Origin of the sequence: Planobispora rosea (assembly GCF_014648175.1) — a bacterium.
Lineage (GTDB): Bacteria > Actinomycetota > Actinomycetes > Streptosporangiales > Streptosporangiaceae > Planobispora > Planobispora rosea.
On sequence record NZ_BMQP01000051.1, the window covers coordinates 49192 to 61798 of the forward strand.

General features: G+C 73.8%; 7 protein-coding genes and 1 pseudogene. 2 read left to right on the forward strand and 6 right to left on the reverse strand.

The window, feature by feature from the left end:
* Window positions 1–19: 19 nt before the first annotated feature.
* Window positions 20–1135: a tyrosine-type recombinase/integrase gene (locus IEZ08_RS34180; RefSeq protein WP_189243835.1), complete on the forward strand. Its 1116-nt coding sequence runs from the start codon at window positions 20–22 to the stop codon at window positions 1133–1135.
* 78 nt (window positions 1136–1213) lie between these two features.
* Here the strand turns inward: IEZ08_RS34180 and IEZ08_RS34185 are convergent, their stop codons facing one another.
* Complete coding sequence (locus tag IEZ08_RS34185; protein ID WP_068923686.1) at window positions 1214–1468, reverse strand: helix-turn-helix domain-containing protein; 255 nt, start codon at window positions 1466–1468, stop codon at window positions 1214–1216.
* Window positions 1469–1554: 86 nt separating this feature from the next.
* On the opposite strand from IEZ08_RS34185, the gene map reads away from it, so the two are divergent.
* Window positions 1555–2322: a type I methionyl aminopeptidase gene (gene map, locus IEZ08_RS34190; protein ID WP_068923687.1), complete on the forward strand. Its 768-nt coding sequence runs from the start codon at window positions 1555–1557 to the stop codon at window positions 2320–2322.
* A gap of 15 nt (window positions 2323–2337) precedes the next feature.
* On the opposite strand, the gene IEZ08_RS34195 is transcribed toward map, so the two are convergent.
* From IEZ08_RS34195 to IEZ08_RS34215, 5 genes and pseudogenes are all read right to left on the reverse strand, one after another.
* Window positions 2338–3588 (reverse strand): sensor histidine kinase, encoded by a 1251-nt coding sequence (locus IEZ08_RS34195; protein WP_068923688.1) that lies wholly within the window; start codon window positions 3586–3588, stop codon window positions 2338–2340.
* Between the two features lie 14 nt (window positions 3589–3602).
* Window positions 3603–5510, reverse strand: coding sequence for a SpoIIE family protein phosphatase (locus IEZ08_RS34200; protein WP_084780117.1), 1908 nt, complete (start codon window positions 5508–5510; stop codon window positions 3603–3605).
* Between the two features lie 208 nt (window positions 5511–5718).
* Window positions 5719–6570, reverse strand: a complete 852-nt coding sequence (locus IEZ08_RS34205; protein ID WP_229803830.1) for a MerR family transcriptional regulator — start codon at window positions 6568–6570, stop codon at window positions 5719–5721.
* A 172-nt stretch (window positions 6571–6742) separates the two neighbouring features.
* Complete coding sequence (locus IEZ08_RS34210) at window positions 6743–11992, reverse strand: DNRLRE domain-containing protein (RefSeq protein WP_189243836.1); 5250 nt, start codon at window positions 11990–11992, stop codon at window positions 6743–6745.
* Between the two features lie 78 nt (window positions 11993–12070).
* Window positions 12071–12607: pseudogene (locus IEZ08_RS34215) on the reverse strand (hypothetical protein); the annotation flags it as partial.

Here is a 12607-nt window from a genome sequence, read left to right on the forward strand (position 1 = left end):
GAAAGGATGCCCCCGAATCATGCGGCCTGCGGATCTGAATCGCCTGACCGTCCAGGAGTCGGCCGACCGCTACGTCGAGCTGGTCCGGGCCCGGACCTCGACGGGCGCGCTGTCACCGGCCACCGCCGAGGTCTACGCCAGGGACGTGGCGACGTTCGTGGAGCTGGCCGGGCCGGACCGGGTGCTGGACGACCTGTCCGGCGAGGACGTGGACGCGATCCTGCTGGCGTTCGCGCGCAAGCCCGACGGGCGGCGCACCCGGCCGGAGCCCGGCGATCCGGCGCGGACCCCGGTGGGGCCACCGGGCCAGCCGGGCCAGCCGGGCCAGTCGCCGTCCTCGCAGGCGCGGTTCCGGCGGTCGGTCTCGGCCCTGTTCAAACATGCGGCGCTGGCGGGCTGGGTGCAGCTCGATCCGATGACCGCGGCGACGGTGACGGCGCGGGAGCGCGGAGGGCTGCGCCCGGAGCGGCGCGCGCTGACGCGCGAGCAGGCCCAGGGGCTGATCGGCGCCGCACGGGCCCTGGGCGAGAACGGCGGCGCGCCGGCGCCGGCGCCGGGCGAGGAGGGGCGCAAGCGCCGCGACCAGCGCACCGAGCTGCGGGACGCGTTGATCGTGCTGCTGCTGTCGACGGTCGGCCCACGGGTCTCGGAACTGGTCCGGGCCAACGTGGAGGACTTCTACACCAACGACGGGGTGCGCTACTGGCGGATCTTCGGCAAGGGGGGCAGGACCCGCGACGTCCCGCTACCCGGTGACGTGGCGCGGATGCTGGAGGTCTACCTGGCCAGGGGGCGGCAGGAGTCGGCGGACAAGGCGCTGCTGCTGTCGTGGCGGGGCAGGCGGCTGGCGCGGGGGGACGTGCAGGCGGTGATCGACCGGGTGCAGCGGCGGGTCGACCCCGAACGGCGGCGATCGGTGACCCCGCACGGGCTGCGGCACACGACGGCGACCCACCTGCTGGCCGACGCGGTGGACATGGACGCGGTACGGCGGGTGCTGGGCCACAGCGACCTGGCGACCCTGGGCCGCTACCGCGACGAGCTCCCCGGTGAGCTGGAGGTCGCGATGCGCACCCACCCGCTCCTGCGCGGGCGGGAAACCCCGCCGGACGCAGGAGACGGCTCCGGACGGTGACCGGTCCCCGCGACCGTCCCCCTCCGGCGGGACGACGGCGGCCGGGTCGCCGGCTACGCCACGATCTCCCCGGCGGGCTCAGGCGGCGCGGTCGGCGGCGCTGATCTCGGCCAGCACGTCCAGGGAGACGCCCAGGGCCTGGGCGAGGGCGGCGATGGTGAAGAACGCGGGGGTGGGCACCCTGCCGGTCTCGATCTTGCGGAGGGTCTCGGCGGACAGCCCGGCGGCGGCGGCCACCTCGGCCATGCTCCGGGCGCCGCGTGCCTGGCGCAGCACGGCGCCCAGGCGGTGCCCGCGTTCGCGGTCGAGTTCGGTCAGCGGAGGTCGGACCATGCACCCGATCATAGCAACCGTGATAACAATCCCGGAACCGTGATAGTAATACCGGTATAGGTATTGGATCAGAGGGAGTGCGGACCATGGTTGAGATCAAGACCGCGGCGGAGACGGAGGCCATGGCCGAGGCCGGGAAGGTCGTCGCGGCGGCGCTGGCCGCGGTCGCCGCGCACGCCCGCGCCGGAGTGAGCCTGCTGGAGCTGGACCAGGTCGCCCGGACGGTGATGGACGAGTCCGGTGCCCGCTCGGCCTTCCTGGGCTACCGGCCCTCCTTCGCCCCCACCCCGTTCCCCGCGGTGATCTGCGCGTCGGTCAACGAGGTGATCGTGCACGGCATCCCGAGCGGATACCGGCTGCGCGACGGGGATCTGCTGAGCGTCGACTTCGGCGTCTACCTGGACGGCTGGGCCGCCGACGCGGCGACCAGCCTCGTCGTCGGCACGCCCCGCGCGCAGGACACGGAGCTCATCCGGACCGCCGAGGCCGCGCTGGAGGCCGCGATCGCCGCCTGCGTGCCGGGCGGGCGGCTGGGCGACATCGGCCACGCCGTCACCCGGATCGGCCGGGCCGCCGGGTACGGCGTCCCGGACGACTTCGGCGGGCACGGCATCGGCCGGGCCATGCACGAGGACCCGCACGTGCCCAACCGCGGCCGCCCGGGACGGGGCCTGCCCCTCCGGCCCGGCCTGGTGCTGGCGATCGAGCCGATGTTCACCGCCGGGGGCGGCGACGGCTACGTGATCGCCGCCGACGGCTGGACCATGTCCAGCGCCGACGGCAGCCGCGCCGTCCACGTGGAGCACACGGTGGCGATCACCGAGGACGGCCCGCGGGTGCTCACCCGCCCCTGAGACCGCCGGGCCGCATCAGAGGCCGGGGCGCGGGGATGACGGCGGGGTGCGGTGCGCGGACGACTGCGGGGAGGGCGGCACCGGCATGGTGACGCGCACGCAGGTGCCCTCACCCGGGGTGCTGTTGATGCGGATGCTGCCTCCGTGCACGCGGATGATCTTGTCGACGATGGCCAGGCCCATCCCGGTGCCGGGGATCGCCCGCTCCTCGGCCTCGGGCGCGCGGTAGAAGTCCTCGAAGATCCGTTCGACGTGCTCGGCGCCGATGCCGATGCCGGTGTCGCAGATCTCCACCCGGGGCGCGGGGTCGGCGCTCGCCCTCACCTCGATCGTGCCGCCGTCCGGAGTGAACTTGATCGCGTTGTCCAGCAGGTGCACCAGCACGTGCTGGAACCTGAGGGCATCGGCCCACACCGTGGCCCGGTCGGGGGCGTGCAGAATCAGCGTGTGGCCTCTGTCCTGGACGCGGTCGGCGACGACCTCCAGGGCGCGGTGGACCAGCACGATCAGGTCGACCCGCGCGGGATGGAAGACGGCGGTCTCGGCGTTGAGGCTGGCCATCAGCAGCAGCTCGTCGATCAGCTCCAGCAGGCGATCGCTGTTGTGCTCGATGACCCCGAGGAACCGCTGCTCGGTGGCGGAGTCGAGGTCACCGTCCTGGATGAGCTCCAGGTAGGAGCGGATCGAGGTCAGCGGGGTGCGCAGCTCGTGGTTGATGTTGCGCAGGAACTGGTCCTTGAGCTCCTGCACGTCCTGCAGTCCGTGGATGATCCGGTCGGCGCGGCGGACCTGGTGGTGGGCCTCCAGCAGCAGGGCGGCGTTCTCGGCCAGTACGGTCAGCATCTGGTGCTGCTCGGGCGACAGGCGGCGCGGCCGGTGGTCCATCACGCACACCGTGCCCAGGGCGTGACCGCGGCTGCTGATCATCGGCGCGCCCGCGTAGAAACGCACCCGCCACTCGCCGGCCACGATGGGGGTGTCGCGGAAACGCGGGTCGGCGTCCGCGTCGTGGACCTCCAGCAGCCGCCGGGCGGCGATGGTGTGGGGGCAGAACCACGAGTCGGCGCGGTCCATGCCGGTGGCGGTGACGCCGCTGCTGCCCTTGAAGTGCTGGCTGTCGGCGCCGACCAGGTTGACCAGGGCGATCGGGGTGGAGCAGACGCGGGCGGCCGCGGCGGCGATGGCCGAGAAGCGCGGCTCGGGCAGTTCCTCGGTGGCTTCCAGCTCCTCCAGTTCGCACAGCCGTTCGTTCTCGTCAGCCGGCATCGGTGCCGGGCTCACTACGCCCGGCCTTCGGCGAAGCGGGTGGAAGCGCCGGACCGGCCGGGCGTGGTGTCCCCATCCTCCTCGCCGGCGCCGGGGATGCGCACCGCCAGCAGGGCGGTGTCATCGTTGGCGCCGCAGGCCATGCGCTCCAGCAACCGGTCGCAGAAATCACCGACCGGCCGGCGGGCCAGCGCGGCGGCATGACGGCGCAGCCGGTCCATGCCGGCGTCCAGATCGCCGTCGGGCGCTTTGACGAGCCCGTCGGTGTACAGCAGGACGGTGCTGGCCGCCGGTAGCGGCTCGATGGCGTCGTAGCGGGACTCGTCCCGGGCCAGGCCGAGGCCGAGCAGCAGGTTCTGCCCGCTGGTCAGGTAGCGGCTGTGGCCGTCGTCGGTGACCAGCAGCGGCGGCAGGTGACCGGCGCTGACCCAGTGCAGCTGCCAGGGGCCCGCACCGGAGCCCTCGACCCGCGCCAGGACCACGGTGACGGCGTCGATGCCGGTGATGTGGACCACCGCGTCGTCCAGCCGGTCGACGATGAGACTGGGCGGCTCCTGGCGGTCCCAGCACAACGAGCGCAGCATGTGCCGCAGCCGGGCCATGTCCGCGGCGGTGGTCATGTCGTGCCCGGGCACGTCCCCGACCATGGCGGCGACGACGCCGTCGGGCAGCATCATGGCGTCGTACCAGTCGCCGCCGATCAGGGAGCCCCGCGGGGCCGGCCGGTAACGGGCGGCCAGGCGCAGGGGCTCCAGCGCGGGCAGGGGGTCCAGCAGGTGACGCTGCATGGTCAGGGCCGCGTCGCGCTGCCGGGTGCACAGGTCGGCGTTGTCCACCGCCAGAGCGGCCCGCCGGGCGATGTCGGTGATCAGTGTCAGGTCGGCGGCGTCGAACGGATGGGCCGGATCGAGGCGCGCCACCGTCAGGGCGCCCAGCACCTGGCGGGCGGCGCCCAGTGGCGCGACGATCGCCGAGGCGGCGCCGAAGGCGGAGAACAGCTCGCCGTGGGCGGCGGCCAGCGGCGAATCGGCCGCCGCGGCGATGTCGTCCGGGCCCAGCAGCAGGGCCTCACTGCCGCGCAGCACCCGGGCCAGCGGCGCCCGGGAGGAGTCGGTGAGCGGCGGCAGCGGACCCTGCCAGATCTCCTGGCCGCGGCCGCCGGAGATGTCGGCGCGGCTCTCTTCGGCGGCACGGCTCACCGGATCGCCGCCCGGAGGGACGACCAAGACCCGGCACACCTCCGCGGGCCCGGTGCGCAGTTCGACCGCGGCCCAGTCGGCCAGCCGGGGCACGAGCAGGCGTCCCACCCGCGCCAGCGCCTCATCGACCCCCGAGACCTGGCCCAGCACGGCGCCGATCTCGGTGACGGCCGCCAGCCGCCCGGTGACGTGCTCCAGCGCGGCCAGATGATCGGCCTGGCGCTGGGCGGCCGCCCGGCGCTCGTCGGCGTCGACGAACAGCACCGCCGCACCGCACAGCCGCCCGTTCCGCCGGATCGGCGAGGCCGTCCAGGCGATCGGCAGCAGTCGGCCGCTGCCGCGCAGGAAGGTGCCGCATCTCCCGTCCCCGCGGGCGGTACGGCCGTGTTCCAGCACGGCCAGCAGCTCACACGCCGAGCGCGGGAGCGGCGCGCCGTGCTCGTCACGGTGCAGCAGATCATGGGCGTCGGCGCCCACCAGCGCTTCGGCCGGACGTTCCAGCAACGTTTCGGCCCGCGGGTTGACCGCGCTGATGCGCCCCGCGCGGTCGGTCAGGTACAGGCCCGCGCCCAGGTCGGCGAATACCGCCCGCAGCACCTCCCCGTCCGGAAGCGCCCCGTCCGACGGCGTCCCGTCCGACGGCGTCCCGTCCGGCGGAGCCGGCTCAACGCGCGCGTCGTCGTCTGCGGATTCGTCCGCAGCCTCGGCCCTCTGCGTCGTCACCGCGCCGCTCCTTCGCTCCGTCTCGCCCCGGGCACCGCGCACCGCACACCGCGCCAGGATGCCCGGCACCGATCCTCATCAACGGCCGTTCGCGGACGACACGGACGCGCCGCGCTTGGGACAAATCGCATCCATTCCTGACCGGGGCGCGAAAGCGCCCGAACACCCGTGGCGGGCCGGCCCGGGGACGTCGCGGCACGACGCCGGGTCACGGCGGTTCCTCCAGCCGGATCATCAGATCGGTGACCAGTCGCTCGGGCGGCGTGGCCGCCGGGTCGGACAGATAGACCTCGCGGACGGTGCCGCGCACGGGATGCCCGCGCTCGGCACACCAGGCGAGAAGCGCGTGGTAGGCCAGGGTGATCTGGTCGTACGGCCCCACGTGCGTGACACGGGCGAAGCGCCCTGCGGGCAGCAGGTCCGCCGAGGTCCCGGCCGGGGGGCGCAGCCACGGCGCCTCCGCCGGCGCTCCGGGGATGTCACCGTCCGCCGCCGGGTCCAGGGCGACCGTGACGGGCAGGGGCTCGTCCAGCTCGACGGGGAACAGGCCGATCAGCCGGGCGGGGCCGTCGCGGGAGACCTCCGTCAGCCGCGCCACGCAGGCGGACACGGCCCGGCCGATGTCCCGCACACCGGCGGCCACGTCCCGGGCCAGGATCACCCGGCGGGCCGGTTCGACGACGACGTCGACCGGGGCGTCGGGGATTCCACCGGCCAGGACCCGCTCCAGCGTCGCGAGGGTACGGCGGCGCCGCGCCAGCTCGGCCTCCAGGTCGTCGCGGACCCGGCCCAGCGCCCGGGCGGCGCCCGTACCGGACAGCACCTCGCCGATCACGGCCAGCGGCACGTCCAGGGAGCGCAGCAGTCCGATCGAGAGCGCCTCGCGCGCCTGCCCGGCCCGGTAGTAGCGGTACCCGGTGGCCGGATCCACCCACGCCGGCACCAGCAACCCCAGGTCGGCGTAGTTACGCAGCTGCTTGACGCTGAGCCGGCACAGCCGCGCGAAGCGCCCGATCGCCATCAGGTCCCCGCCGGGTCCCCGTTCCAGATCCTCGTTCACGTCTTCAGCATGGGCCCTCCTCCGGAGGGGGGTTCCCCGCGGCGGCCGTCCGGGCGGCGGGGTGAGCGCCCCGGCGGCGCCGGACGCCGACGGCGGGCCCTCGCCCGACGCGATCTGACATCCCGTCCCTGAAGGAGGGTGAGGCGGCGCCTCACCCTCCTTCTCACTCGGCTCAGTACGGACGCTGCAGGTGGCGGCCGAGCGCCGGGTCGTACAGGCGGCCCGACACCAGGACGGTCCCGTCCAGCGTCGTCGGGTGGAACGCGCCGCCCAGCCAGCCGTAGCGGACCGGCTGGGACGGCACGCCGAACTCGTCGTACCCGACCACCGTGGCCATGCCGGTGCCGAGCTCCAGCTCGCTGCCGACGTGCCCGCCGACGGTGAGCAGCTGGACGCGCACCGGCCCGGTCGCGCCCGTGAGCGCGGCCAGCTCTCCGCCGACGCCCGCGACGTGGCGGACGACCCCGCCGTCCCCGGTGACCCAGGAGGGCCGGTCGCCGTCGGAGCCGTAGTGGTGGACGGTGCGCGCGCCCGTCTCGGTGGTCTCCGAGCGGATCCGGCCCGCCGGGTCACGGGTCCAGGTCAGGCTCCGCCCGCCGTGGGTCTGCCTGGCGGGCAGGCCGTCGGCGAAGTAGCCGATGGTGCGGTCGCCGGGCAGCGAGGTGGTGCGGCCCGCCGGATCGTAGGCGTAACCGTCTCCGGTCAGCTTGCCGTCGGGGGTGTGGGCGTAGGTGGTGATGCTCGCGGCGGAGTCGTCGGCCTCCGGGCAGTCCTCCTCCGACGACTGCACGGCCAGCCGGATGCGACTGCCGGCGCTGTCGTGGTCGTAGCGCCGCAGCGTGCACAGCGGGAAGGCCATCTCCAGCACGGAGCCGAGCAGGCCGGCCTTGTCGTAGCCGAGCTGCCGCTCGACCATGAGATCGGTCCGCATGCTCAGCAGCTCCTGACCGTGGACGTTCCGGCCCATCTGGTCGATCATCACCGGGCCCTCCAGCCCGTCCCGGGTGTAGATCCGGGTGAAGCTCTGCCCGCGCTCGTCGTAACCGGCCCGCAGGTGCAGGCCGCCCGGCAGGCCGCCCTCGATCTGACGTCCTTCGGCGTCGTAGCGGGCGGTGAACGTGCCCGCGACCGAGTCGGTGACCGAGGTGGCCATGCCGCGCGGCTCGATCGTGGCGTCGTAGGCGTAGACCCTGACCGAGGGGGCCGAGTCGGTGACCTTGACCGGGCGGTCGAGGTCGTCGTACTCGGTGCGGGTCCAGCCGCCGTCGGCGTCGGTGTGGCCGATCACCCGGCCCAGCCGGTCGTAGGCCGTCACGGTCTTCTCCGCGCCGCGCCACCGCTCGGTGGGCCTGCCGGTCGCGGGGTCGTAGCCGAGGCCGATCTCGGCCTCGCCGCCGGCCCTGGTGGCGATGAGGCGGTCGGCCGCGTCCTGCTTGAGGGTGGTGACCGTGTCCCCCTCGGTGACGGTGGCGGGCAGGCCGGCAGCGGTGTAGGTGTAGGTCCGGCCTCCGTCCCGGCAGATCAGGCCCGCCCATTCGGGCCGTCCCGCGCACGGGCCGTCGCCGGTGGAGGTGTAGCGGGAGGCGGCGGGGACGTCGGTGGTCACGGCCCGGCCGCCGGGGTCGCGGACGGTCCTGGTCTGCCGCCCCGTGGCCCAGTCGTAGGCGATGGCGGTGGTACGGACGTCCGCGTCCGGCCCGGACTCGCGTGCGACGATCACCGCGCCGGTCCTGACGGTGGTCGGCAGGTCACGCGCGGCGGCGGAGGCCGGGCGTCCCTCGTCGTAGGTGTAGACGGTGCGGGTCCTGGCGCCGATGGCGTATCCGGCCGGCAGGTCGTCCACGTCGGACTCCAGGTTCACGATGTGGACCGGGCTCAGCTCCTCCAGCTTGCGGCGGCCCGTGGCGTCGTAGACGGAGCGGGTGGACAGCAGTTCGGCGCGCTCGGCGGGGCTGTAGCCGGTGATGGCGAGCTCGGCGAGCCGGTAGTCGGTGACGTCGCGCTGCGACAGCTCCCGGTTGGCGGCGGTGAGCACGCGCACGGCGTGGCCGTACCGGTCGTACTCGGTGACGGACAGGTGCCCGCCGGGGGTCAGCACGTTGACCGGCCGGCCCGACTCGTCCAGGTATGTCACCGTGGGTGCGAGGCCCGGCGGCTGTATCGCGGTCGCCGTCGCGGGCGCCGACGTCTGGCCCCACCCGGCGGTCTCCTCGGCCGTGACGTCGGCCGGGCCGCCGCCCGCCCTGGTGAGCGGCACGCCGTAGGTGACGACGGTCTTCGCCTCACCGGCGATCTGGTCGGCGGTGCCGGGCTTGAGCGTGGCGCGGGTGACGGTGCGCAGCCGGCCGTCGGTGTCGTAGGCGAAGGTCCACGGCAGCTCGCCGGGCGGGGTGAGCGAGGCGACGCGGCCCGCGGTGTCGTACCCGTAGAGCGTCTTGAGCGCCGGGCTGATCCGCGGGTCCCATGCCTCGGCGAGCCGTCCCGCGGCGTCGTAGCCGTACTGGGCGATCACCGTTCCCTTGAGGGAGACGGTGGTCAGGCGGTTCGCGGCGTCGTAGCCGAGCTCCAGCGTGTGCCCCGACCGGGTGATCGACTTCGGTCGGCCCCGGTCGTAGGCGTGGCCTTCGGGAGCGTACAGGTCGCCCTGCTTGGTGAAGGAGGTGACCTCGCCGCGGGCGTCGGTCAGCGTGTACGTGCCGGTGAGGGTCAGGTCCTCGGCTCCGGGCTCCGGCTTCCAGCCGTCCCCGGTCCTGGTGAACTGCACCGGTGTTCCGTCGGCGCGCGTCACCTCGACCGAGGTGGGGGAGGTCTCCCTGAGCGTGGGCAGCGGGAGCGACCAGCCGGCGTCCCGGGAGGAGGCCGTGCGGGTGAGGGTCAGGCCGAAGGGGCCGCCCGCCGTGCTCTGGAGACGGTAGTCCCCGGTGAGCAGGTTGAGCACGCCGGGGCCGGCGGGGGCGGTGGCGGCCCGGGTGGCGCGGCGGTCCACCACGACCTCGACCGGCTGGGACTCCGCCGGGGCCGGGCCCGCGACGACCGCGCGCACCTGCACCGCGGCGTCGCCGAGTTGCGCTCCGGCGTCCCAGACCAGGCCGGACACGTGGCCGGGCGCCGCGACGGGCCAGGCGGTGAGCGGCGTGCCGTCCGCGTTCTTGACGTGGGCCGGCGGCAGGTCGGCCCACGCGTCGGTCTCCGACCTGCGGAACTGGAACGTGGCCTGGGTGAAGGCGGTGCCGGTCACAGCCAGGGGCACCCTGCCGGTGCTGCGCAGGCCGTCCGCGGGCGCGGTGAGCGTGGCCACGGCCGCGCCGGCGCCCACGTTGAAGGTGTAGGACGTGGTGGGAGAGGTGTTGCCGGCCTTGTCGACGGTGTACACGTTGAGCCTGTGGGCGCCCTTGGTGGCCGGGGTCAGCTTGACGGTGACGGCCGCGCCGGTGGTGAGCACCTTCGTGGTGGCGCCGCCGTCGAGGTTGTAGGCGATCCAGCCGGCGTCGGTGCCGGCCGGGGTGAGGGTGAACGTGCCCGCCTTGCCGGCGTCGCCGTACCAGCCGCCGTCGTTCGGGTAGTCCGCGGAGGCGACCTTGGGGACGGGCGGCTTGACGGTGTCCACGGAGAACGTCGCCGTCTGGTACGCCTTCGACGTCAGGGAGCCGTCGTTGGCCCACGAGCGGATCGTGTACGTCTTGCCGTTGACCAGCTTGCCCGCGGGCACGCCGGCGACGGAGGAACCGTTGCTGGCCACGTATGCGCCGTACAGATTGTCGACCGCCGGCGTGGAGCCCTGGTACACGTCGAACAGCCCGCGCACGTTGCCCCCGTCGGGGTCGCGCACCTGGCTGCGCAGCTGCGGGGTGAGCGTGTTGGTCCAGAGCGTGCCCTCGTAGTTGGTGTACGGCGACAGCTGGGTGGAGACCGGGGTGCTCGGATAGGAGTTGTAGGTCACCGACAGGACCGGCACCTTCGAGGAGGCGTTGCCGGAGTTGAACCGCTTCCAGGCGAACTTGTCCGACTCGTCGCCGGCCCGCAGGCCCATGCCGGACTCCGTCCAGCCCTGGTTGGCCCAGTGCTGGACCAGCGAGGTGACGTTGGCGCTGACCCAGCCGTCGGCGCAGCCGCTCCCGTACCCCGTGGTCTGGTTGGAGGAGGCGTACTCGGCGACCATCGCCGGGCCAGGCCAGCGCGAGGAGGACGAGGCCCGGTTGGCCGACCAGACCTCCCACGAGCGGGCGTTGCAGGACCACGAGTGGTGGTTCCAGAGCTTCAGCGTGGCCGAGGTGATCTTCTTGCCCGCGATGCCCGGGGTCTTCCAGGTGATGAAGGAGCGGGCGATCTGGCCGCTGCCGTTGTTGCCGAGCTTGAGCTCGTCCGTGCCCGACTGGTCGCTGCTGTAGCCCTGCTGCACGAATGTGTCGAAGACCTGGCCCAGGTTGAGCGACGGGTCCACGGTGACGGGGTAGGCGGTGGCCGGGTCGTCGAGGAAGGCCGGGTCCGGGGTGAGGACGAGGTCGTCGCCGGAGATCTTCATGGTCACCGGAGCGCGTCGCAGGTGCTCGCCGGAGGCCGGATGCGTGCTGGCGTCCCACATGACCGGCGCGGGGATGGTGACGGCGGCCTTGCCCCTGCCGTCGACCAGGTCCACGCCGCCGTCGGCGGCCTGACGCGGCCGCAGGCCCGGTGACTTCAGTCCCAGCGTGTACGACAGCGGGGCGGCCGGGCGCGACTTGAGCAGCAGGAACTGCTCGGCGCCCGTCCTGGTGGCGGTGACGACCAGGTCGGCGCCCGGCATGACGTCCCGGTACGTGGCCGTCTCGCCGGACAGGTGCGGCGCGGGGAGCGCGCCCTTCCACCGCATGGTCACCTGGCTGGCGCCCTCTCCGAGGGTGATCAGGTCGGTGTACGCGGGCCTGGCGGAGCTCTGCCGTCTCAGGGCGGCGCGGCTCGGGCCGAACCGGAGCGCCCGGCCGTGACCCCTCGTCGTGACCTCGCCTGACGCCGCTTTGGTGAGCGAGATGTCCACCGGCCTCCACGCGCCGTCGCGGCGGAACCTCACCGGACCGGCGAACGAGTCGACCGTCAGCGTGCCGTCCGGATTGGCGTAGGTGGTGGTGGTCTCGGTACGGGCATCCGCCACCTCGACCCGGCGGCCCGTCAGGCGGGCCGACAGCCGGGCGGAGGCCTCGTCGGGAGCGCTCGGCTCGGCCGTGAGGCGGCCGGGGTCGCTCGGGTCGGCCGCCGGATCCGCGGCGGGGGCCGCCGGGGAGGGCGAGGCGGCGGGCGGTTCGGCGGCAGGTGATTCGGCGGCAGGTGATTCGGCGGCCGGGGGCGGGGTGGCGGGCGACCCGGCGGCGGGCGACGGGGGCGCGGCCAGTGGGACAAGCAGGAGGGCGAGGCCACCGGCGAGGGCCCGTGGCAGGAGGGCAGGCATGGGTGCTCCGGGAGATGCGCGGGTAGAGCGACGCCCCCGCCGGGCGGCGGGGGCGTCAGGGGTGTCAGGGGTGCTGGGCTACTTGCTCTGGCAGCTCTTCTTGCGGACCTCGCCCCAGACGATCGGCGTCGAGGTGCCGACGAACTGGGCGCGGATCGCGAAGCACTGCTTCTTGCTGGCGGCTTCCCGGATCTTGTAGATGAACGAGGCGATGCCCGTCACCACCGCCACCTTGCAGATCAGCTTGATCCTTCCGCTCTTGACCTTGTCGCAGGCGGCCTTGAGCACCTCGGCGGCGGCGGCGGCCCCGCCGTACAGCCAGGCGCTGTGGATCTGGTTGGTGAGCTTCTTGGAGAAGATCACCCGGCACATGGCCTTCCACCACTCGCACTGCAGCTTGAGCGCGGGGTCGGCGACCACGGGGTAGGCGGCGCCCGCGTGCTCGACGGTCTGGACGAGCGTCATGCCCTCCACCCGGTAGGAGGTCGGCACCGCGTTGCCGTTGGCGTCCCTGGCCCACGGCAGGTCGATCTCACCGATGTAGATGTCGTCCTGGTAGATCAGGACGGTGCCGTCGTCGTCCTCGACCTCCAGCATGGAGCCCTCGGGGGCGCT

Coding starts and splice junctions, on each gene's coding strand:
- map (WP_068923687.1), top strand. CDS start 1,555: ATGGTTGAGATCAAGACCGCGGCGGAGACGGAGGCCATGGCCGAGGCC.
- IEZ08_RS34180 (WP_189243835.1), top strand. CDS start 20: ATGCGGCCTGCGGATCTGAATCGCCTGACCGTCCAGGAGTCGGCCGAC.
- IEZ08_RS34210 (WP_189243836.1), bottom strand. CDS start 11,992: ATGCCTGCCCTCCTGCCACGGGCCCTCGCCGGTGGCCTCGCCCTCCTG.
- IEZ08_RS34195 (WP_068923688.1), bottom strand. CDS start 3,588: ATGCCGGCTGACGAGAACGAACGGCTGTGCGAACTGGAGGAGCTGGAA.
- IEZ08_RS34185 (WP_068923686.1), bottom strand. CDS start 1,468: ATGGTCCGACCTCCGCTGACCGAACTCGACCGCGAACGCGGGCACCGC.